Source organism: Chryseobacterium sp. 1B4, assembly GCF_036631475.1.
Lineage (GTDB): Bacteria > Bacteroidota > Bacteroidia > Flavobacteriales > Weeksellaceae > Chryseobacterium.
In genome coordinates this window covers 195,074-218,905 of sequence record NZ_JAPNUF010000013.1, presented here as the reverse complement: position 1 = coordinate 218,905, position 23,832 = coordinate 195,074, and the positions used below count along the sequence as shown (strand labels likewise).

17 protein-coding genes and 4 pseudogenes are annotated in these 23,832 nt (G+C 38.7%); 2 read left to right on the top strand and 19 right to left on the bottom strand.

Features of this window, described 5'->3' with window-relative positions; all coding sequences use genetic code 11:
* Positions 1–2 precede the first annotated feature (2 nt).
* The 3 genes and pseudogenes from OWR28_RS26515 to kbl form a co-directional block, all read right to left on the bottom strand.
* Positions 3–830 (bottom strand): ABC transporter permease, encoded by an 828-nt coding sequence (locus OWR28_RS26515; protein ID WP_332389215.1) that lies wholly within the window; start codon positions 828–830, stop codon positions 3–5.
* 5 nt (positions 831–835) lie between these two features.
* Positions 836–1,183, bottom strand: coding sequence for a hypothetical protein (locus tag OWR28_RS26510; RefSeq protein ID WP_332389184.1), 348 nt, complete (start codon positions 1,181–1,183; stop codon positions 836–838).
* Between the two features lie 319 nt (positions 1,184–1,502).
* Positions 1,503–2,694: pseudogene (kbl, locus tag OWR28_RS26505) on the bottom strand (glycine C-acetyltransferase).
* 157 nt (positions 2,695–2,851) lie between these two features.
* On the opposite strand from kbl, the pseudogene OWR28_RS27460 reads away from it, so the two are divergent.
* Positions 2,852–3,727: pseudogene (locus tag OWR28_RS27460) on the top strand (cupin-like domain-containing protein).
* A gap of 66 nt (positions 3,728–3,793) precedes the next feature.
* Here the strand turns inward: OWR28_RS27460 and OWR28_RS26490 are convergent.
* From OWR28_RS26490 to OWR28_RS26410, 16 genes and pseudogenes are all read right to left on the bottom strand, one after another.
* Positions 3,794–4,189, bottom strand: a complete 396-nt coding sequence (locus OWR28_RS26490) for a T9SS type A sorting domain-containing protein (protein ID WP_332389182.1) — start codon at positions 4,187–4,189, stop codon at positions 3,794–3,796.
* Positions 4,186–5,598, bottom strand: coding sequence for a M1 family metallopeptidase (locus OWR28_RS26485; RefSeq protein WP_332389181.1), 1,413 nt, complete (start codon positions 5,596–5,598; stop codon positions 4,186–4,188). The genes OWR28_RS26490 and OWR28_RS26485 overlap by 4 nt, the downstream gene beginning before the upstream one ends.
* Positions 5,599–5,806: 208 nt before the next feature.
* Positions 5,807–7,276 carry a D-alanyl-D-alanine carboxypeptidase/D-alanyl-D-alanine endopeptidase gene (dacB, locus tag OWR28_RS26480; RefSeq protein ID WP_332389180.1) on the bottom strand — a complete coding sequence of 490 codons (1,470 nt, stop codon included), beginning with the start codon at positions 7,274–7,276 and terminating at the stop codon, positions 5,807–5,809.
* Positions 7,277–7,437: 161 nt separating this feature from the next.
* A pseudogene (priA, locus tag OWR28_RS26475) lies at positions 7,438–9,884 on the bottom strand (replication restart helicase PriA).
* Between the two features lie 208 nt (positions 9,885–10,092).
* Complete coding sequence (locus tag OWR28_RS26470; RefSeq protein WP_332389214.1) at positions 10,093–10,485, bottom strand: AEC family transporter; 393 nt, start codon at positions 10,483–10,485, stop codon at positions 10,093–10,095.
* Between the two features lie 20 nt (positions 10,486–10,505).
* On the bottom strand, positions 10,506–11,000 hold the full coding sequence (locus OWR28_RS26465; RefSeq protein ID WP_332389179.1) for an AEC family transporter: 495 nt from the start codon (positions 10,998–11,000) through the stop codon (positions 10,506–10,508).
* Positions 11,001–11,154: 154 nt separating this feature from the next.
* Positions 11,155–13,622, bottom strand: a pseudogene (locus OWR28_RS26455) (beta-mannosidase).
* Positions 13,623–13,740: 118 nt separating this feature from the next.
* A complete protein-coding gene (locus tag OWR28_RS26450) occupies positions 13,741–14,403 on the bottom strand; it encodes a copper homeostasis protein CutC (RefSeq protein WP_332389176.1) in 663 nt (220 codons plus the stop codon).
* 18 nt (positions 14,404–14,421) lie between these two features.
* Positions 14,422–14,976 carry a hypothetical protein gene (locus OWR28_RS26445; RefSeq protein ID WP_332389175.1) on the bottom strand — a complete coding sequence of 185 codons (555 nt, stop codon included), beginning with the start codon at positions 14,974–14,976 and terminating at the stop codon, positions 14,422–14,424.
* 84 nt (positions 14,977–15,060) lie between these two features.
* On the bottom strand, positions 15,061–15,987 hold the full coding sequence (locus OWR28_RS26440; RefSeq protein WP_332389174.1) for a N(4)-(beta-N-acetylglucosaminyl)-L-asparaginase: 927 nt from the start codon (positions 15,985–15,987) through the stop codon (positions 15,061–15,063).
* A 210-nt stretch (positions 15,988–16,197) separates the two neighbouring features.
* Positions 16,198–16,686, bottom strand: a complete 489-nt coding sequence (locus OWR28_RS26435; RefSeq protein ID WP_332389173.1) for a DUF6691 family protein — start codon at positions 16,684–16,686, stop codon at positions 16,198–16,200.
* Between the two features lie 28 nt (positions 16,687–16,714).
* The gene (locus tag OWR28_RS26430; protein WP_332389172.1) at positions 16,715–17,278 is read right to left on the bottom strand and encodes a YeeE/YedE thiosulfate transporter family protein; all 564 of its coding nucleotides are present in this window, start codon (positions 17,276–17,278) and stop codon (positions 16,715–16,717) included.
* A 10-nt stretch (positions 17,279–17,288) separates the two neighbouring features.
* Positions 17,289–18,710, bottom strand: coding sequence for an MBL fold metallo-hydrolase (locus OWR28_RS26425; RefSeq protein WP_332389171.1), 1,422 nt, complete (start codon positions 18,708–18,710; stop codon positions 17,289–17,291).
* Between the two features lie 84 nt (positions 18,711–18,794).
* Entirely contained in the window at positions 18,795–19,577 is a 783-nt protein-coding gene (locus OWR28_RS26420; protein WP_332389170.1) for a sulfite exporter TauE/SafE family protein, read from the bottom strand.
* A 225-nt stretch (positions 19,578–19,802) separates the two neighbouring features.
* The gene (locus tag OWR28_RS26415; protein ID WP_332389169.1) at positions 19,803–20,444 is read right to left on the bottom strand and encodes a Crp/Fnr family transcriptional regulator; all 642 of its coding nucleotides are present in this window, start codon (positions 20,442–20,444) and stop codon (positions 19,803–19,805) included.
* Between the two features lie 8 nt (positions 20,445–20,452).
* Positions 20,453–22,567, bottom strand: a complete 2,115-nt coding sequence (locus OWR28_RS26410) for a family 20 glycosylhydrolase (RefSeq protein WP_332389213.1) — start codon at positions 22,565–22,567, stop codon at positions 20,453–20,455.
* Between the two features lie 371 nt (positions 22,568–22,938).
* On the opposite strand from OWR28_RS26410, the gene OWR28_RS26405 reads away from it, so the two are divergent.
* A complete protein-coding gene (locus tag OWR28_RS26405) occupies positions 22,939–23,751 on the top strand; it encodes a DUF4197 domain-containing protein (protein ID WP_332389168.1) in 813 nt (270 codons plus the stop codon).
* Positions 23,752–23,832 lie beyond the last annotated feature (81 nt).

Sequence of the window (23,832 nt, the reverse complement as noted above, 5' to 3'; positions counted from 1 at the left end):
TTCTACTTCTTTTTGTTAATAAAATGATTAGACAATACTAATGAAGCTCCAATGACAAGAATAAAATAAGCTACATCTTTACCATCAATAAGCCCTCTTGTGAAGCCTAAGAAATGCTGATAAAAGCCAATATTCTGAAGAATGAAATCAACTCCGCCCAAAAGTTTATAACTTGCCAGCTGCTCAATTCCAAAATACATGATGAAGCACATAAAAACACCCAGCAGGTAAGCCATAATCTGGTTCTGTGATAATGAAGAGGCTAAAATTCCCACTGCTGAAAAGGCTGCAATTAACATGATTAACCCAAGGTAGCTTCCGAAGGTCATTCCGAGATCGATATTTCCTGCAGGAACTCCCAAAACATATACCGTATAAAGGTAAATCAGTGAAGGAATAAGGCACAGAATCCCGACAATCCATACGGAAAGGAATTTTCCTGTAACCAGTTCTGAAACCTTTAACGGCTGTGAAAAAAGCCAGTTTAATGTTCCGGTTTGCTGCTCTTCCGCAAAAGTCTTCATGGAAAGGGCCGGAATGATAAACATCAACAGCCATGGTACCAATACGAAATAGCTCTGCAATGAGGCCATTCCGATCTCAAAAATATTAGAATCGTTGTCGAAAAAGAACAGGAAAAGGGTTGCTATCAGGCTGAAAGCAGCAATGATCACCCATGCACTCCAGTTTCCAAAGTAACTCCAAAGTTCTTTCTTTAAAATTGCAATCATAGTTTTTTGTAAGATATAAAAAGGATGGATGTTTTCAGACATACGTCCTGCTCCACAATTATTTGTTTTTTTGTTTTTGTTAACCAGTTTTACCGTCATCATGATCAGCAATACAAGAACGAAAATCCTGTAATTAATTGCCACCAGTATTCGATCACCATTGATTTTAAAATAACTGTAAATACCACCAGAAACAGAATGAAGGTTGCAATCTCATTGGCCTGTCTCAGTTTGATATTGGCAATGGGTAGTGTATCTCCATGCAGTTCCTTTAAATGAAGAACTTTTTCCAGCACCAGTAATGGTAGGCCGCAAGCCCGATAAGGAAGGTCAGTTTTAAGTGGAACCACCCCATTTTCATCAGCCCCGGATTTAAAAATCATGACCAGCCCGCATACTGCCATAATTACTCCCGCAGGAACGGTGATAATATTCCACAGCCTTCTGGCCATAAAAGTATACTGCTCTCTCAGAATTTTCTTTTTTCTTCCGGAAAATCATCAGTGTCTTTATAGTAAACGAAAATCCTTACGAGATAAAAATTCCCGCAAAGTAGCTTACCATAAAAATAATGTGCAGCGCTTTGATTATTGTATAAAGCATTCAGAAAAATTAACAGCAAAGATAAGCTTATTATATAATTGTTAAAAATAAATTTCTTTGATCAGGAAAACCCAATCAAAAACGAATTTATATAAAAATAGTTCGGCTCGGGCAGCAAAGCTGCCCGAGCCGAACCTTATATTTTCATTATTGTATCCAATTCAGCGATTAAGAGATCACTCCTAATTCTTTTCCTACTTTTTCAAATGCAGCAATCGCCTTATCCAGGTGCTCTTTGGTATGAGCAGCGGATAACTGTACTCTGATTCTTGCTTTTCCTTTCGGTACTACAGGATAGAAAAATCCGATCACGTAGATTCCTTCATCCATAAGCTTTTCGGCCATTTTCTGAGAAAGTGGCGCATCGTAAAGCATTACCGGAACAATAGCAGCATCGCCTTCAGGGATATCAAAGCCTTTTGCTTTCATTTCTGTTCTGAAGTATTCTGCATTTTCCATTACTTTATCACGAAGAGAAGTGTCATCAGAAATCATATCCAATACTCTCAATGCAGCTCCTACGATTCCAGGTGCTAAAGAGTTTGAGAATAAATAAGGTCTTGAACGCTGTCTCAGCATATCAATGATTTCTTTTTTACCGGAAGTAAATCCACCTAAAGCACCTCCTAACGCTTCCTAATGTAGAAGTAATGATATCTACTCTACCCATTACCTCATTTGCTTCGTGGGTTCCACGGCCAGTCTTTCCAATGAAACCTGTTGCGTGAGAATCATCTACCATCACCAAAGCATCATATTTGTCTGCAAGATCACAAACTCCTTTTAAGTCTGCAACAATACCATCCATTGAGAATACTCCGTCTGTTACAATAATTTTAAAACGGTGGTTCTTTTCAGAAGCAGCAATCAGCTGAGCTTCCAGATCCTCCATATTATTGTTTTTGTATCTGTATCTTGCCGCTTTACAAAGACGGACACCATCAATAATTGACGCATGGTTCAGTTCATCTGAAATAATAGCATCTTCTTCTGTAAATAAGGGTTCAAAAACACCTCCGTTAGCATCAAATGCAGCTGCGTAAAGGATGGTATCTTCAAGACCAAGGAAATCTGCAATTTTTTCTCAAGCTCCTTGTGAATATCCTGTGTTCCGCAGATGAAACGTACAGATGACATTCCGTATCCATGAGATTGGATCATATCCTGAGAAGCTTTCATCACTTCCGGATGATTGGATAATCCCAGATAATTGTTAGCGCAGAAGTTTAAAAGCTTTTTTCCGTTAGCCTCTATTTCTGCACTCTGTTGAGAAGTGATGATTCTCTCTTTTGTAAAGTCCGTCATTCTCAATATTCTGAAGTTCATTCTGTAAATGTTGAAGGTATTTTTCAGAGATCATTTTAGTAATTTTTTAGATGTGCTAATTTACTAAAAAGGCAGTAAAATAAAACCTTTTATAACCTTAATTCTAAAAAATCAGTTAAGGTTTAAGTTTTAACACTATTAGTCTACTAATTTAGTAGGATAATATTTATATTTGCTTAAATTTTGAATATATGAGATTAAAGCCGGTACAAAAAATAAAGACAATCAGCTCAGATACCTTTATTAATAACCATATGAAGCCGAGAATTCCAATTATTATTGAAGATTTCATACACCCGGAAAGCCCGGCTTTCAAAAAGTGGAATTATGAGTATTTCAAAGAGATTGCCGGAAACCAGATGGTCAATATATACGGCAGTGAGCTTGATTCCCTGGACAGAGTCGCAAGTGATCCTATTGCCCAAGCCACATTCTCAGAATATCTCGACCTGATTCAATCAACCCCTACCGAACACCGGCTCTTCTTATTTAATTTGCTGAAAATAAAACCTGAACTTAAAAATGATATTATCTACAATGATGTAACAAATGGTAAAATACTGAAATGGTTGCCATTTATGTTTTTCGGCGGTGAGGGCTCCGTAACCAGAAATCATATTGACATTGATATGTCCCATGTTTTTATCACCCAATTCCGGGGAATCAAAAGAGTCTGGCTCTTCCTGGGAGCAATCTGATTTTATGTATAAGCTGCCATACAATTTTCACAGTCTGGTTCAGATTAAAATCCGGATTACAGAAAATACCCTGCCCTGCTCTATTTAAATGGTTACGAAGCAGTCATTCATCCTGGAGACACGCTGTATATTCCTTCCGGATGGTGGCATTATATTCAGTATGATACAGAAGGATATTCTATATCGGTAAGAGCACTGCCTTCAAGTCCTCTTGAAAAATGGCGCGGTTTTAAAAACCTTGTGATCACCAGACATTTTGATAACCTTATGCGTAAGATATTCAAAGACAAATGGTTCTCCTACAAGGTCAGACTGGCGAGGCAAAGAGGAGCCAGAGCAGCAAGAAAACAAAGAAGCTTTCAAATATGAAAGCTTCTTCTGTATTATATTTAAAAGTTTTCAGAAAGTACCCTCCATACTTTCCCGACCTTCATTTTAGTGCTTAATAAATTTGATATTCTTTTCATCAATCGTAATAAAATAGGCTCCCGGAACCAATTCTGAAATTCCGATCGCTTTACCCGGCTGATATGTTCCTTTTCCTACCAGCTTTCCGTCAATTGCGTGAATCGTAAAGTCCACAGTTCTGTTAATACCTTTCAGATTAATTTCATTTTTAGCAGGATTCGGATATAAGCCAAAATCTTCCTTCTCAACAGAAGAAACACTTAACGTATTATCCTGGGTCACTGTAGAGTTTTTCTCAATAATCTGATACTCATAATTAAACTGTACACTCGCTATCGGGAAGGTTACCGATTGAAGGAAATATTGATTATTTGAGATATTGTTAAGAACCAGATACGCCGTCTGCCCGGATGTTCCTGTCACTTTAACGGGCAAAGGCATTTCGAAAAACTTACCGTAGAGCTGCTTTGGGTCTGTGAAACCTTAAATAAAGCCTGATTCCCGCTCTGCATCCACTTTATGGTATAGGTAGGATATCCTTCTCCATACACCCAATCATTAAAAAACTCTGTAAAATCTGTTCCTGTTGACTGCAGTAAGGAGGCATTAAAATCAGCTGTACGTGCATAGCTGTATGCAAGATTGGGTCTTGCATGATAATCCTTCAGCGCCTGGTAAAACACTGTATCCCCTAAAATCCATTTCAGCATTCTCAGCACATATCCTCCTTTGGCATAAGAAAGCCTGCTGTCAAATATTCTGTTAATGCTGGAAAGTCCGCTATCCGGTACATATACGCTTCCGGTTGTGCCTGCTGTAATATAATTGGACTGACCTTGTAAGTAATTCAGAAAATCTGTATTGTTCATCAATAGCTTCTCATTGGCAACATGTTCCCCGAATGTGGCAAAACCCTCATTCAGCCAGATATCATTCCATGCACCGCAGGTTACCTTATCACCAAACCACTGATGAGTAAGCTCATGAGCAATAAGCTGTTTGCTCCATCCGCCCATAGAAGACATGGTCTGATGTTCCATTCCTCCTCCGTACATAAATTCCATGTGTCCGTATTTTTCATTCCTGAAAGGATAAGGACCAAAATAGGTTTCAAAAGTATCCATTACCTGCTTTGTCCAGTTAATATTAGCTACGCTGGTTGCATTTGAGTTTGTGGACGGATAAATATAATTCACAAAAGGGAAAGGAGGATTTCCGATGGTATCAGTAAGCTTTACAAAATTTGTAATCGAAAGAGCGATCAGATACGCCGGTGTAGGATACATCGTTCTCCAAAAGGTCAGTTTGGTATTCCCTGTGGGAAAAGTTTCAGACATCAGCTTTCCGTTAGCTGCTACACTGTAGTTGGATGGAGTGGTAATTTTAAAATCAAATCTTTCAATTTTATCATTTAAACTCTGCTTGGTAGGAAACCAATCCTGCGCACCATAAGGCTCATTTAAAGTAGAAAGCACCGGAGTTCCGCTCTGAAGAGCCGTTTTGAAAGCATCATTACTTGTAGATGGAGCTCCTGCATAATAAATGGTAAGAGAGTCTACTATATTGGCAGGAATAGAGGCCGGAAAATCAATTTTCAATTCTTTTGAAGGAAGCTGCTGAAAGCTTGTAATGTTGATCCCGTGATATTTCACCTGGGAAACCGTCAATGAATTGGAAAGATCAAAATAAATGCTTCCCATACTTTGGGTAGGTTTGAAATGTGAAGTTACCGAACCGGAAATATTGTAGACCGCAGGATCCAGGCTGACATCCATTCTCTGATACTGTAAGTCGTAATTCAGGGTATTGGGATTGATATTCCCGATATTCATCTTTTGGGTGAAGGATTTTTCTCTTTTTCGATTAATCCTTTCATATCCGTATTTTGCCTTTGCTTCTGGCCATAAAATTGTTGAGACAATAAAAATCCCAACACCAAAAGGTACAATTTCGTCATGTTTTGAAAAATTTAATCAAATATAAAAAAAACCTTTTAATCCATGATTAAAAGGCTGTTATAATATATAAAATAAAAAATTTTTACAAATCCAGTGCAGGTTCAAGAATTTTTTCCATTCTTTTCTTCACCATATCTACCGATCCGGAATAATTATTCACCATTAAAGAAAAAACCAATGTTTTTCCTGAATTCGTTTTCAGATAACCGGCTAATGTTTTCACTTTGTTCAAAGTTCCTGTTTTCGCAAAGACCTGTCCGTTCCCTCCTGCATTGAACATTCTTTTTAAAGTTCCGGATTGCCCTCCGACAGGCAAAGAAGTCAGATAAGATCTGTAGTATTTCTGATCCATCAGGGAAGTAAGGAATTTCACCTGAGAAATCGGGGTTACATTATTACTTCTTGAAAGTCCGCTTCCATCGATGTAGTTAAGTCCGGTCATATCAAAACCTGCATCTTTAAGGTGATTAGTCACCACTATTCTTCCGGATTCTGAAGTCTGGTCACCCATTTTCTGATATCCTACGGTTCTCAGCAAAGCTTCAGCCAATGAGTTATCACTGTGCTGGTTCGTATAATAAATAATATCGCTTAAAGTTGGGGATTTATATGCTGAAAGCATTTTTCTGTTTTCCGGTGCTGCATCTGTCATTTTCGGAGTTACTTTTCCGGTAACGGGAATGCCGCTTTTCACCAGTGTTGTCCTGAAAGAGTTGGCAAGGTAAGCAGGTGCATCAGGAAGCTTGGTTGTTAAAACTCCGTTTCCTTCGTATTTATCAGCATAGACCATCTGATGATTGTAAGGGGAAACATAGAAAAATTTCTTTTCTGTGGAGAAACCACCTTTTTTAACGATTAATTTTTCGTTGGCCGGGTTGATATCGCGGGTAGTTCCTGCCGGTAAATAATAGTTATTGTTTTCCAACCATACAACATTTTCCGGAAGCATTGAAATATTGCCTTTGAAAAGCGCTGTCTGAATGATAATATCACCATTTACCTTTTTGATTCCCTCTCTTGAAACGCCGCTTACGAAATCTGAAATGATATCTCTATAAGATGCTGCTCCTGCTTTGTTTGTTCCCAAAGAAGGGTCACCGCTTCCTATGACATAAAGATTTCCGTTTAAAACTCCATTTTCATCTATGGTTCCTGAATATTCCAGCTGAGTCATCCAACGGTAGTTTTCGCCCAGCATATTCAGAGCGGTTTCCGTTGTCAGTAATTTTGTGGTAGAAGCAGGTACTAAAGGAGTATTTTCATTGTACGAAGAGATTACTTTCTTCGTTTTCGGGTCATACACTACGAATCCCCAGGTTGCATTTTTCAGCACAGGATCCGTCATCATTGTGTTCACATTAATGTCTACCAGTTCTTTTGCTGACAAAACAGTTTTCTCCACCACCGTGCTAACGGGTGAAGGTAGGTTTAAGCTGCTTTTCTGATTGTCATAATTCTGAGAATAAAGAACGGTAGAAACGGTAGATTGAGCCAGGAAAAAACCAGAAGCCAACACCGCCGCACTTGAAATATATTTTCTGAAATTTACCATCTATCTTCTTTTTGTTCTATAGCTTTGACTCTATAAAAAATGACAGGTTAAATCATTCATTAAAAGAACCAAACACTTAATCAACGTCCAAAAGTAGAAATTATTGTCATACAACGGACTACAGCCCTATTATAAAAGAGTGTAAAATTTGTTAAAAATTGTTAAAAATCCACAAAAACATCTTTTTTAATGCTTTGATAAGCAGTGATTTCATCAAATTCTTTCAAACTTATTAAAACCATATTCTTGAATTTTTCATAGTTCTTCCCACGGGGAAGTTTAAGCATAATCTGGAACTGGTACAAATTGTTCAGCCTTGCAATCTGAGCTCTTTCAGGGCCTAAAACACAGTCTTCAGGAAGGTATTTTCTGAGAATAGAACCCAGAAACTGAGAAGCACGGTCTGCTTTATCTTCTCTTCTGTGTTTCAGCTCAATCATGATCAGCTTGGTAAAAGGCGGATAATGAAATTTCTGACGCTCAGTAAGGATATATTTATAGATTTTAGCGGGATTGTTCATCTTGATCAACTGAAATACGGAATGATCAGGATTAAAAGTCTGAATGAGAATTTTTCCTTTTCCGGAAACCCTTCCGGCCCTCCCTGAAACCTGTGTGATCAGCTGATAAGCCCTCTCCTCTGCTCTGAAGTCCTGTACATATAATAAGGAATCCGCTTTAGGAATCGCAACCAGTTCGATATGGTCAAAATCCAGCCCTTTGGAAATCATCTGTGTTCCTACGATAATGTCTGTTTCTCCATCTTCAATCTTTTCATACAGCTTTTCGTAGGCAAATTTCTTACGCATAGAATCTACATCCATTCTATCCACCTCATTTTCCGGAAACAGTTTGGAAACTTCTTCGTGAATCTGCTCTACACCTACTCCTCTTTCGTTCAGCTTTTCGGAATTACATTTAGGACAGGTTTTAGGTTTTGATGCTCTCTGGCCGCAATAATGACACTTCATTTCATTGGCCGCTTTATGATACGTCATCACCACATCGCAATTGGAACAGTAATTCACATACCCGCAGCTTTCACATTCAATTACATTGGAATAGCCACGGCGATTATGCAGGACAATAGCCTGATTTTTTGCATCTACTGTTTTCTTAATATCCTCAATAAGCTTCAGAGAGAAGTTTCCGGAAACCTTTTTAGACTCCTGGGCTTCCTTAAAATTGATCAGTTCATATTCAGGCAAATTAACGTTCCCGAATCTTTCATTCAGAAAAACGTATTTCATTTTATCTTTTCTGGCGCTGTAGTAGCTTTCAACGGAAGGTGTGGCAGATCCCAGGATGACTCCCGCCTGATAAAGCCTGCCCAAAACCAATGACGCATCCTTAGCATTAAAATAAGGAGATACTTCCCTTGGTCTGTAAGCAGCATCATGTTCTTCATCCACTACAATAAGCCCCAGGTTCTGGTAAGGTAAAAACAGAGCATTACGGGTTCCGATCAGAATACGGATATCGTTCTGTCTGATTCTTCTCCATACTTCCACCCTTTCAAAATCAGTAAGTTTCTGATGATAAAAGCCTAATTGCCTGCCATATTTTTTTCTAACCGCTGGGTAATCTGTTTGGTCAGGGAAATTTCCGGAAGTAAAAACAGAACATTCTTTCCGTCACGGATGCATTCATCTATTTTCTCTAAATAAATATGGGTTTTTCCTGATGAAGTGACACCGTGAAGCAGCACATTTTTCCCTTCTTCAAAAGCTTCATCGATCTCGGATTTGGCTGTTTTCTGCTGTTCTGAAAGTTCCTCAAGCTCTTCAATTTCTCCTTCATAACTCGCGATCCTGTCTTTCTGCATATAATATTCCTCCACAAGACCTTTGTCTGCCAGAGGCTTGAAGTGCGAACTTCCAAAATAACCATCTTCAAACAGTTCAGATTTTTTTATAGGTGTATCCGGATTTTCTGTTTGTTTTTCCAGAATAAGAAGGAAAAGATCTTTCTGCTTCTGTGCCCTGTTCAGCTTTAAAAGAATTTCCGTGAGGTTCTGATTGGCCAGCACCTCATCATTAATCCTTACATACGCTACTTCTCTGGCTTTATATTTTTCAGCAATCTTCTCATCAATTTCAATATACTGAAGATCGATAAGTGAATTGATGGTTCTGATGATATCTTTTTTAGGTATAAATGCTTCAATATCCGTCAGGTTGATCAGCTGGCGCACCTCGAGTGCCTGAATCAGGTACATTTCGTTAACATCCAGATTTTCGAAGTCAACAATTGCACCCGGTTTTAATTTTAAATAGGTTTCACTTTCAAGTTTTAAAGAAGAAGGAAATGAAAACCTGTAAATTTCCCCAAGATTGCACATATAGTATTCTGAAAGCCAGTTCCAGAAATCGATCTGCTCCTGAGGAAGAATAGGTCGATCATCCAGCATGCTGATGATTTCCTTGGCAACAAAATTTTCCGGTGCATTATCATGAAGCTCAAATACAATTCCCGTATAGATTTTCTTCCCGCCAAACGGTACCAGAACACGCATTCCAGGCTGGATTTCGGGCATCATTTCTTCAGGAACTTTATAGGTAAAAGATCCTTTTAAATTCAATGGTAAAACTATCTGAGCGTACTGCAAGGGAAATATTTAAAATGTAAAATTAGATTTTTCCTGAGAGAACTGCAAGTTTACAGAAATTCTTTCATCATCTTTAACCAAGAACCTGAAACTGCATTCTACACTTTGTTTTCTCCTTATTTTTGTCCATTCCTATTTCTATGACAAAGCGTGTGGATAAAAGAACAACACAAATTCAGAAAGGATCGAGGAAAGGATTCATGAATGCCTAAAAAAGAAGTTCCGTGATCTGATACCAGAATGCAGAAGTAAAAAAGCCTACAATAATACTGAATCCAATGATCAGGTTGGTCAGTTTTGTATTCAGCCTGAACTGTTCTGCAATAATACTTGAGGTTACCAGTGTCGGCATTGCTGCTTCAAATACCGTAATTTTTGCTACATTTCCTTTTATTCCCAGTAATAAAGCCATTCCTAAAACAATTGCGGGTGCCAGAATAAGCTTGTAAAGCATAGACATAGACATCTGCGGGATCAGTTTTTTCCAGCCGTTAAATTTCAGCTGCAAGCCGACAGAAAATAAAGCCAGTGGACTTACCGTTGCTGCCAGCTTATCAAAAAACGGCTCTGCAACAGTAAAATCAATAAACTGTGAGAGTATTAATGCAGAAATACAACCTATTAAAGGAGGAAACGTGACAAGTCTTTTAAGATGAATATTGCACTTACTTTACCGGATTTACTGCCTCCTTTTACTGCCGCAATAATTCCCAGCGTGGAAAGGGCAAAGAACATGGTCTGGTCACAGATAATCGCGATACTCAGAAGCCCTTCCCCATAAAAAGCACTGATCAACGGAAATCCTATGAATGAAGTATTGCTATAACCGCTTGCCAGTTCTAAAGTACTCCTTGAACGCCTTGAATAGCCTCTGCTCCTGCTGTAAAACATCATAAAGAAAAAGCAGAACACAGAAATTAAAAATGTTGCTGCAATCGGGAACAGCATTTCTGTTGTCCATTTTACTTTAGGCAGGTATTTAAATGAAACTGCCGGAAGAGCAAGATAAAGAATCCAGATATTGATACCCTTATGAGCATCGGGGTGGATAGATTTTGTTGCTTTGAATATCATTCCTGCAATAATGCATACTGCAATCAGAACAAAATTTACCATAACTGTAATAAAATATGGAACAAATTTACGGCTGATTTTTCAGTTGGAAAGGTAAAATTTATATTTTTTTGAGTTAAATTCTAATGACTTTCTTTCATTTTTAAACCTTATAGGCTTTAAAAACCTCTAAGGTTTGGAGACCATTTGCTGTATTTTAACCTTTCATCACCTCCCAAAGACTCAACGTCTCAACATTTTCCAAAGGTTTTGAGAGGATTATTCTTTTTGAAGTTTCCGGCAGGAGATCAAAGAAATTATCACTGAAATGAGTATCTCCAATCAGATAAACATCTTTGGCTAAAACATCTGTAGAGATTTCAATTTCAGTGGGTGATATTTTTCTGATCTTAATTTCAGGTTGTAAAAGTTTCAGATCTTTTGGCTTATTAAAAAAGAACAGCTTTTCGAATTTTGTATCTTTTTCAGAGCTGATCTTTAAAACAGCTCGGGACAAATCAAACTGAGCCAGCTCTGACTTATTGATGCTTCGGATTTTCTTACTAATATCAGTATTGATGATATCTGACTGGTTAGCTTTCCAAAGTGTTTTCCCTTTGAAATCAATGAGTTCAAGCTTGATATCTGCTTTTAATTCTTTGAGCAAATCACTTATCAGATAAACGTCATAATTTTTTCTGTTTCAGCTACTGATACCAAAACAGGCTCAAAACTTCTTTTCGCCTGATAATGGAAAGCTTTCCAGTTTCCTAAATAATCGATGGAAGACCATGAGACTACCGGCCAACAGTCGTTGAGCTGCCAATACAATGTTCCCATATTATAGGGTTTTGCACGGCGGTGAGCTTCAATGGCAATCTGCATTCCTCTTGCCTGCAACAATTGTGAAATGTAGTTATATTGTACGAGATCAGTCGGAACCTTATAATCACGCTTCATATATTCATTAATGATATCCCAGCCTCTGGCATGTTTTTCATGCGCTTTGATGGTTGGATTCTGAAGGTTTAAATCAGGAGTTCCGGAAAACATTGATCTTGTCGTTTCAAGAGCAGGAGTTCCCTGAAAACCATATTCAGACATGAAGCGACCTACTTTTTCGTTGTAAATCTCAAACGGCTGCTCACCCCACCATACGCCCCAGTAATGAGAGTCACCTTCTGTGAGACTTTCTTTATGTCCCCAGCCGATAGACGGAGAGCTCGGCCAGTAGATATTTTTATCTGATTTCAGGTTTTCTGCCAATGCCTTGGGAATGACATCGTGAAACAATTTTTTATAGTCTTTCCAAACCTGAAGGGAGTCATTTTCTGAATATTTGAACTGCTTCTGGTACCCCCAGTTGACAATGGCTTCATCAATTTCATTATTCCCGCACCACAAAGCAATGGATGGATGATTCTGAAGTCTGGCGACCTGATCTTTAACTTCTTCTTTTACATTATTTAAAAAGGCTTCATCTGCCGGATAAAAACTTCCTGCAAACATAAAATCCTGCCAGACGAGGATACCGTTTTCATCACAGGCTTTATAAAATTCATCGTCTTCATAAATACCTCCGCCCCAGATGCGGATCATATTCATATTGGCGTCTTTTGTGTCTTTGATCAGTTTATGATATTTTTCTCTGGTCATTCTTGGTGAAAAACTATCGCCCGGAATCCAGTTGGTTCCTTTGATATACAATGGTTGCCCATTCACCTTAAAGTAAAATGACTTTCCTTTTTCATCTTTTTCCTGAACCAATTCTACGGTTCTTAAGCCTATCCTTATATTTTTAACATCTATATTTTTCTGATCTTTGGAAAGCTTCACTTCGAAATTATAGAGATTAGCCTCACCACGTCCATTGGGTTGCCAGAACTTCATCCCTTCAGTATCATAAGGAACCGTAATTGTGTTGTTCCCTTTTTTTAAAGTAATTTTTTTATGGATGGAATTAAGATCCAGCGTATAATCACCGGCGTTCTGCGCATACATTTCTACATCAAAGTGTAAATTGTGAGAGGGTTCAGCATATTTGCTCTGAATATCTTTAACCGAAATAATTCTGGCATTATTCCAGAATTCCAACTGAACATCTTTCCAGATTCCTGCGGTAACCAGCCTTGGGCCCCAGTCCCACCCAAACTGATATTGAGCTTTTCTTACAAAGCTTCTTGGGGACTCCGGCATGGTAAACGGAACTTTCTTAGCCAATTCTTTTCCGGTATTTACTGCAGAGGTAAACCTGACCTGCAATGTATTGCTACCTGCTTTCAGATATTGTTTCACCGGAATACTCCATTTCCTGAACATATTATCTGTTTTCTTCAGCATCTTACCGTTAAGGTAAATTTCAGAAAATGTATCCAGCCCATTGAATACCAGATCTATATTGTCATTCATCAGTTCCCGGGAAGAAACGGTAAATGCTGTCTGATAATCCCAGTTTTCATTTTCTATCCATTGTACTTTCTTTTCATTTTCATCTTTGTACGGATCCGGAATCATCTTGTTATTCATCAAATCCAGATGAACTGTTCCCGGAACTTTAGCAGGAAGCCAGCTCTGTTCTTTTGAGTTTTTAAACTGCCAGCTCTCCGAAGACAAGCTCCTTTGTGAAAACTGTGCATGAAAAATATTCTGCATGAAAAGGAAAGCAAAAAGGATCGTTCTATTCATCAATAAATTTGTTTTGTATCGTTATCATACCAGTGATTTGTCATTCCGAAGGACGAAGGAATCTCTATTTTATCGGTTTAGATTTCCGCTACGCCTGGAATGACAACCAGAGTGCATATCATTTACTCTTCAACGCAACCACTTCATCCGCATTCGCAAATGCCCCACCATCAGTAATGGCTGAAGAATGGAAGTAACCGGCATTGGTCACAGCTCTTATTTCTGCAATATTAGATGAACGCAGACCTCCTCCTGCGAGTATTTCTATTCTTCCGTTGGATAGTTCAACCAGCTTTTTCAGATTCTCTTTTCCTTCTGAGACATTGGGTTTCTGACCGGAAGTAAGGATGGTTTTAAAACCACATTGAATGACTTTCTCTAAAGACTCTTCCAAACCTTCGGCACGGTCAAAAGCACGATGAAAAGTACATGGAAGCGGTGAAGCCAATTCTACCAAAACTTTATTCTGTTCCATATTAACCTCATCATTTTCATCCAGGATACCGAATACAAAACCGTCTGCATGTAAAGACTTCAAATGAACCAGATCATTTTTCATCTGTTCAAACTCTGAGTCGGAATAAGTGAAATCTCCTCCTCTCGGACGGATCATCACAAAAATCGGGATATTCATTTTTTCACGAAGCTTTTTCATGGTTCCGAAATCCGGAGTAGTTCCGCCTTCGCTGAGACCGTCACATAATTCTATTCTGTCTGCCCCGTTTTCAAAAGCGATTATCGCTGATTCAGGATTAAAACACGCTATTTCTATTTTTGACATTACTGTATAGGTTTAATTTTATTTCGGTTCTCCCTGCCATACATCTGCAATCAGAAAGGAACCGTTTTCTTTTACTACTTTGATTACTGACGGATATTCTGCTTTAAATTTTTTGTCTGTCAGCACTACATTGAAGAGATATTCATCTTTTGAGGAGAGTTCTAAATCACAGCTTCCAACTTCAATTTTATCCCAGTCCTGTGCTGCAATCAGGAAGCCCGCTCCAACACCTGCTTTACTTATATCAAATCTGGTTTTCCATTTATCCTGAAATTCTTTTTCAGTAAGGCCTCCGTCTACATCCAGGTCAACATTCATCGCATCCGTTTTATAATCGAAGTAATCTTTGGTTGTGATCTTCCGCATATTCTTTTCTTCACTTCCGATATCAGCATTAAAGTAATCTGCAATACTCTTTTCCAGCCATTTCTTAGCATCTGCTGCCTCATTGGACTCCTTATTCAGAACTACTTTCTCTTCTGTCTGCTGCGGTTGGGCCTCTGTTTTGATCTCCTTCTTTTCTTCCTTGCACGCAATAATGAGAAATAAGGAAGCGATAATGGTTCTTTTCATTTTTTATTTTAAGTTTTGGCTAAAGCCAATAGATGTTTTATTGATTTTTAAAACGGGCTAAAGCCCATTCCTATTGAATTTTAATTATTTCAAAGCAAATTCAGGCTTTTCAAGGCGGTTTCCCTTCTGGTCATATACCGCAAAGTTGAATCCATCCTGGATACAGTACGATCCATATTCCCCTTGTTTATTGATCGCAATAAAACCTACCTGAATGTCTTTCAGATTTTTGTTTCTTCGCTGATTGATTTTTACAATTCTGTCTACGGCTTCTTTACAGGCTTCCTGCGGATTCCTGCCTTGTCTCATCAGCTCAACCACGAGATGGGTTCCTACAGTTCTTATCACTTCTTCCCCATGGCCGGTTGCTGTAGCGGCTCCTACTTCATTATCTACAAACAAACCTGCTCCGATAATCGGCGAGTCTCCTACTCTTCCATGCATTTTAAAAGCCATTCCGCTGGTTGTACAGGCTCCGGAAAGATTTCCTTGGGCATCCAAAGCAATCATTCCTATGGTATCGTGGTTTTCTATATTGGCAATCGGTTTATACTGGCTGGTCTTTAGCCATTCTTTCCATTCTTTTTCAGATTCCGGAGTAAGAAGATTTTCTTTTTTAAAACCCTGCGAAAGGGCAAACTGCAAAGCTCCGTCACCTACCAGCATCACGTGGGGTGTTTTTTCCATTACTGCTCTGGCCACTGAAATAGGATTTTTAACATGCTCAAGACATGCTACAGAGCCAATATTATAGTTTTCGTCCATGATACAGGCATCCAGCGTCACTCTTCCATCTCTGTCCGGACGTCCGCCATATCCCACACTTCTTTCTTTGGGGTCCAATTCTACGATACGAACTCCTTTTTCAACCGCATCCAGCGCTTTTCCTCCTTTTCCAAGGACTGTCCATGCTTCTTCATTGGCTTTCAGTCCGAAATTCCAGGTAGAAAGAACAATTGGTTTGTTTACTTTTGCTGTGTTATCAATAAAGTCTTTAGCAATTACATCCAAAGGGTTTACGGCCAGTACCAGGGAAGCTGCTGCGGTTTTTTTATAAAGTTTCGTCTACTTTGCATATCAGGTTTATTAGGCCTACAAATTAGCAATTTTCCGGCTGGTAGAAAAGTAAAAAGACTGCAGAAAAATGATCCGCAGTCTTTTGTCAGTTTAAATCCATTTAATATAATTGGATGGATTGTTGAATACCATAAATTTCTTCTTTCAATGTGGTAATTTGTCTCTGAAATACCCATATACCCATGTTCCGGCAATAGCACTCAGTAAAGTAACGGATACTGCTAAAGCTCCCGTTCCGATCTGCGCGAACAGAGGTCCGGGGCAGGCTCCGGTAATGGCCCAGCCGAACCCAAAGATCAGCCCTCCATAGATCTGGCCTTTATTAAACTCTTTAGGGGCAATTCTGATGGGTTCCCCATATATTGTTTTTATATTGAACTTTTTGATCAACGTTACTGAAATGACTCCTACCAATACAGCACTTCCGATGATTCCGTACATATGAAAAGACTGCAGGCGGAACATTTCCTGTATCCTGAACCAGCTGATCACTTCTGCTTTCACGAAAATGATTCCAAAAATAATCCCTGCCGCAAGATACTTCAGGTTGTGATACCATGGACGGGTAAGAATGCTTTCGTTTACACAAACGGTATCCTGCTGATCTATGTTCTGTTCTTTTTCTTTTATCATGATATAAATTGCTCTTTTAAAATTAGACTTATAAAGAAAGAATTACAGGCAGGATAAGGTTAGCCATTAAAAATCCTCCGATCATAAAACATATTGTCGCCACCAAAGACGGCCACTGCAGGTTGGAGAGCCCCATAATGGCATGTCCGCTGGTGCATCCTCCTGCATATCTTGTTCCGAAACCTACCAAAAATCCTCCTGCAACCATAATTATAAATCCTCTCAGTGTCAGCAGGCTTTCAAAATTTATAAGCTGTTCAGGAACCATACTGCTGTAATCTGTAATTCCGTAGCCAACCAATTCTGTTTTCAGTTCGGGATTTACCGTTATTTCATTGGGGTTAACCAAAAAATGGGCAGCAATCATCCCTCCGAAGAAAATTCCCAATACAAAAAATAAATTCCAGGCTTCTTTTTCCCAGTCGTATTTGAAAAATTTTACATTGGCTGGAAGGCAGGCTGCGCAGATATGCCTTAATGAAGAGCTTATTCCAAAGGATTTATTGCCCATAATCAATAAAGCAGGTACAGTAAGGCCAATTAACGGACCGGCAATATACCACGGCCACGGTTCTTTTATCATTTCCAACATTTCTTCTTTTTTAATCTAATGTATTTAAAATTTTAGTCCGGCAGACAAAATCACTTTTAGGAATACCTGTAGAAGCAATCGCTTTAAAGCCTCCTTCAACTTCTGTAAAGTTTCTGTATCCTCTTGCCTGAAGAATGCTTGCTGCCATTGTACTTCTGTAGCCACTTCCACAATGCATGTAGAAATGTTCTGCCGGCTCGATCTCATGAATCCACTCATTGATATATGCCAGAGGCTTGCTGTAAGCTTCATGAATATGTTCTGCATTGTATTCACTTTCTTTTCTTATATCAATAATTTTTGCTTCTTTTTCTTTGATTTCTGCTTCAAACTGTTCTGCATAAATACGGTTGACAAAGTCAGTTTCCATTCCGCTTTTTTCCCATGCTTCAAAGCTTCCTTCCAAAAAACCCAGGATATTGTCGAATCCTACTCTGCTCAACCGGGTTACCGCTTCTTCTTCAGTTCCTTTTTCAGCTACCAGCAATATAGGCTGGCTGACATCTGCAATTAAAGCTCCTACCCACGGGGCAAAATCACCATCCAGTCCTATATTGACAGACTGCGGGATAAAGCCTCTGGCAAAATCACGGTTGGTTCTTACATCTAAAATCAAAGCTCCTGAAGCTTCAGCAATTTCTTTAAATTGTTCCGGTACAAGAGCATGCAAGCCTTGCGAAAGAACTTTATCAAAACTGCTGTATCCTTTTTTGTTCATCATGACATTCATCCCGAAATAAGCGGGCGGAGGTAAAAGCCCGTCTGTCACTTCTTTAATAAAGCACTCCCGGTCTTTCTGATTTAAAGCATAATTGGTTCTTTTTTGGTTTCCCAATGTATCTGCCGTTTCTTTCTGCATGTTTTTACCACAGGCAGAACCTGCTCCATGCGCCGGATAGACAATAATCTCATCATGCAAAGGTAAAATCTTATGATAAAGACTATCATATAAAAGCCCTGCCAGTTCTTCCTGTGTCATATTTGCTCCTTTCTGTGCCAGGTCCGGGCGGCCAACATCCCCGAGGAATAAGGTATCACCACTGAAAAGTACTTTCTCAACGCCATTTTCATCAATCAGCAGATAGCATGAACTTTCGAGGGTGTGTCCCGGTGTATGCAGCACCTTAATTTTGATGTCTCCAATTTCAAATATCTGTCCATCCCCTGCGATGACAGCCTCAAAATCAGGATTGGCCGTGGGTCCATATACAATCGGGGCACCGGTTTTATAGCTTAAATCAAGATGTCCGCTGACGAAATCTGCATGAAAATGAGTTTCAAAAATATATTTCAATTCTACTTCATCTTCTTTCAGTCTGTTGATATAAGGCTGAGTTTCTCTTAAAGGGTCAATAATAGCGGCTTCTCCGGCTGAGGTGATGTAATAAGCTCCCTGTGCCAGGCATCCCGTATAAATCTGTTCTATGTCCATTGTATTTATTTTTTGATTTTGTTATCCGATACAAATTTCCCGTTTTCTTTTTTCCTTCACAGCTACTTTTGTTACACAAGAAGATTAAAAGAAGATTTCTTTGGTAATAATATAAATGCCCATCATCAGGATAAACCATCCGAATGCCGGCTTCAGTTTTTTACCGTCAATTTTTTTTGATAACTGAAAACCTATGATTATTCCCGCAACGGCGATGATTGTAACAGAAATCAATAGTTCCCAATCTATTCTCATATGATTAACCGAAGAAAAGAATCCAATTAAAGAATTCAGGGAGATAATGACCAGAGAAGTCCCTATCGCAATTTTCATAGGAATTTTCAACAGGTTTACCAATGCAGGAATGATCATAAAGCCTCCTCCGGCTCCCACCAATCCGGTTAAAATACCCACTAAGGAACCCTGCCCTGCTGCCAGCAAAGCATTATTCTTATCTGTCTTATGATCTGAAGTATTTTTTCTTATCATTTTATAAGAAGCCAGCATCATTAAACCGGCAAAAATCAGCAGTAAAAAAATATTTCTGGTAAGGGTAAAGTTCTGCATTCTGAATACGTCCTCAGGAATCAAGGGAAGAAGATACATTCTGGTCAGAAAAATAGAAACTATCGAAGGAACTCCAAAAACCATTGCGATCTTAAAATTGATCAATCCTTTTTTAAAGTATGACACCGAACCTACAAGGCTGCTTATTCCTACTACAAAAAGAGAATATTCTGTTGCCATAAAGGCATCGATGCCAAAAAGATAAACAAGTACAGGAACGGTGAGGATACTTCCTCCACCTCCAATTAAACCGAGAGAAATGCCTATAAAAACGGCTGCTGTATATCCTATAATTTCCATTTCACTATCCCATTAATTCTGATGCAAAAATGGAAAATCGGGATGAGGGCTACAGCTACTTTTGTTACATAAGGAAAGATTTAACACGAATGGACACTAATTTCCACAAGGGCACTAAGGGGGTATTGTGAGAATATTTTGACCACCCCGTCAAAAATTTCATGAATTTTTGCCACCCCTCCGGAGGAGGGGAATGGTGTACGTATCAGTAAATTGAGATAGGATTTATGAATTAAGGGACTTCAGAAGGGTGATTTTATTTCTGCCGAGCTTTAACCTTCCGTCTTCTTCCAGCTGCTTGAGAAGTCTGGATACCACTACCCTTGCGGTACCCAGCTCATTGGCCAGCTGCTCATGGGTGGTATTGATGGTTTCGGAACGGGTAAGCTCTGACTTTTTCTGCAAAAGATTCAGCAGCCTTTCGTCTACTTTTTTAAAGGCAATAGCATTAATGATATCCAGAAGCTCTTCAAATCTTTTATGGTAGAGCCTGAAGATATAATCCAGCCATTCGGGATGTTCTTTAATAAATAAAGATACCTTGTCTACAGGCAGAAAAAGAATTTCGGCATCTTCTTCAATTTCAGCTCTTACAATACTTTTTTCGTTGTGCATTCCGCCCAGGAAAGACATGATACAGCTCTCTCCTGCTTTGATGTAGTACAGTAAAATTTCACGCCCGTCTTCTTCTGTTCTGATGACTTTAAGCATTCCTTTCATCACAATAGGAATAGAACGGATGGAGGCATTTTCATCTAAAACAATATCTCCTTCATGATAATTTCTAGTTGTACCATACTGATACAGCTTTTCTACCAGTTCCGGAGATGATGAAAATTCGGAAGAAAGTACGGTATCGCCCTGCATTTTTTATTCTAATTTACACCAATTTCATCAACAAACAACCATGCTTTTGAATCTGCTCCCGGATTTCCTGCCGGGATAATTCCAGCATTTTCAATACTTACCTTCAGATATTTAGCATTCTGCGATCCTACATTTATTTTGATTTTGCCATGGGCCTCCTGAATTTCTGATGTCCCAATCTCTTTGATCAGTTTAAAATTCCTGTTATCATCAGAAACAAAAATCTTTGCAGATTTTGCAAGGTGAATCCAGCTGCCTTTATTTTCAAGGGTATTGAAATAGACTTCCGTAAAAGCTGTTTTCTGACCAAAATCTATGGTTGCCACTACATCTTTTCCCTGGAAACCAAGCCAGGTTTTACCCAATTGCTTTATATTTCCGATAATACCGTCTACTAAAGTAAAAGCCCCGCCAAAAGAATAGTTTTCACTCGGCTGTTGTTCTAAGGTTATATTCTTCCCTGTAGTTTTTGAAACAATAAATTCCTGTGCAGAAACCGCACTCTTTAACTGGCCATTTTCAAAATAAGCTGTTTTTATCGTTAAAGAATTAGGGATCTGAACTGCTTTCTGATACGTTTTAGAACTTATGGCAGGAACAGTTCCGTCTAAAGTATATCTGATGCCGTTTACGTTTTGTGAGGTTGACAGTTCGTAAGCAATTCCGCTATTGGAAGGAATTACTTTTCCGGTGATATTATAAATGCTTCTTGCATAGTTCACCTTCATTTCATCCAGCATTTTAAAATGGCTGATCACCCTGTTTTCAAATTCTTTATAATTTTCAGGATCCGATGTTCCCCATCCCACTTCAGAGAGTGCCATTAATCTTGGAAAGATCATGTACTGTACCTGTTTAAAATCCAAAATATATTCTGTCCAAAGGTTAGCCTGAACTCCCATGATGTATTTGGCCTGCTCTGCATTTAGCTCGGAAGGGACAGGGTTATAAGAGTATACTTTGTCTAAAGGAGTAAAACCACCAAAAGCATTAGGCTCCGATTGAGGATCCCCCTGATAATGATCAAAATAACAGTATGCTCCCGGAGTCATTACAGCGAAATGTTTTGATTTTGCAGCTTCAATACCTCCGTTTACACCAGTCCAGCTCATTACCGCAGCATTCGGTGCCAGCCCTCCTTCTAAAATTTCGTCCCAACCGATGATTTTCCGGCCTTTACTGTTCACATATTTTTCAATACGATGAATAAAGTAGCTCTGTAAGCCATGTTCGTCTTTTAAATTATTTTTTTTGATCAATTCCTGGCAGTGTGCACATTCTTTCCATCGTGTTTTCGGGCACTCATCACCACCGATGTGAATATATTGAGATGGGAAAAGCTTTATCACCTCATCCAGAACGTTTTCCAGAAAAGTAAATGTTTCATCTTTCGGGCAGAAAACATCATCAAAGACGCCCCATTTTGTGGCAGGTTCAAAAGGACCTTTTGTACATGCCAGTTCGGGATATGCAGACAGCGCTGCCAAAGCGTGTCCCGGCATTTCTATTTCCGGAATAACAGTAATATGCCTGTCCTGAGCATATTTTACCACCTCTTTTATCTGTTCCTGTGTATAAAAATAAGGGCCGTAAGGTGTACCGTCAAATGTATTGTCAACGTAAGCTCCGATCATAGACTCCTTACGTTTTGAGCCAATCTGTGTTAGCTTCGGATATTTTTTGATTTCAATTCTCCATCCCTGGTCATCCGTTAAATGCCAGTGGAAAGTATTCAGCTTATACATGGCCAGATAGTCAATATACTGCTTTACCTCATCTACTGTAAAAAAATGACGGCAGACATCCAGGTGCATTCCTCTCCATGCAAATTTTGGCTGGTCTTCAATTTTTAAAGCAGGAATTTTCTTAGTCTCCTTATATTGTTCGAAAATCTGAATCAGGGTTTGCAGCGCAAGGAAATATCCTTGTCTGGTGTAAGATTTTATACGAATCTGCGCCGGAGAAATTTCTATGGAATAAGATTCTTTTTTCTGTTCAGCACTGACTGATGTTGGCGGCATTACAGAATTGACCAGATGAATCCCATTCCCATTCTGGATATTCTGAAATTTAAACTGAGGACTTAAACGTTTTTTAAAATATTCCGTCTCTTCTTTTGGCAGATTACTGCTTAATACAAGCGTTTCGGGATTACAAATTCTCCCTGGAGAAACTCAAGTTTTTGAGGATAAGGAATTAAATTCAATTTATTTTGGGCAAAAATCACGTTTGAAAGCAATATAAAAAATACTAAAAAATTCCGTATCATTGGAGGTGGTTAAGGTTTGAGCTAAGATAATTATTTTTCAAAACTCCCGGAGTCTTTTAAAAACAAAATTCAGATATCTTAATTGTCCGGTTTATGAAGCATACAATTAAAGTTACTAAGTGACTTGTATAGAAATTGTTCTATTCTATTCTGTGTATGATGGTTTGTTTTTTGATCAACTTTGACGACTTAAAAAAATTAAAAGATTTAAATTTGTAAAAAAATATGATGAAAAAAAGCATTTTTGTGGCAGCCGGATTATTATTCTCAATGTCAGCACAGGCACAAATTTTAGATATTATAAAATCTACCGTTAAAAATAAAACAGGTGTAGACCTTAATGTTCCGGTAAAAAATAATGGTACGGCAGCGCCCACCAAGACTACCACTACCACCTCCGTTAATTCGCCGGCCAGTATTGGAAACCTTACTTCCACTCAGATTTCATCGGGATTGAAAGAAGCCTTAAGCATTGGGGTAACCGATGGGGTTAAAAAACTGGCGGTAACCGATGGTTTTTTCAAAAATGAAGCGGTAAAAATTTTAATGCCTGAAAAGTTAAGAAAGATTGATACAACCTTACGTTCCATCGGTATGGGCAGTCTTGCAGATGAAGGTGTTAAACTATTAAACAGAGCTGCTGAAGATGCCGTAACAGAAGCGGCTCCTATTTTCACCAATGCGATTACTTCCATGACGATTACAGATGCAAAAAATATTCTGTTAGGCAGTAATAATGCAGCAACTAACTATCTTCAGGGAAAAACACAGACCCAGCTTTTCAATGCTTTTCAGCCTAAGGTAAAAGCCTCATTGGGAAAAGTAGGAGCTGATACGCTTTGGAAAAACCTGATTTCAAAATACAATACATTTACAGGGCAGTCTGTAACAACAGATCTTAACGAGTATGTTACTACAGAAACCATTAATGGAGTGTTCAAAATGGTAGCAGACAAAGAAAGCGGGATCAGAAATACGCCTGCTATGAGAACGACCAGTATTCTGCAAAAGGTTTTTGGAGCGCAGGATGGGAAATAAATGAGAAGTTAGATAGCAGAGGGTAGAAATTAGATGACAAACTAACCTTTACAATTTTAAATATAAAAAGCTGTTTCATGA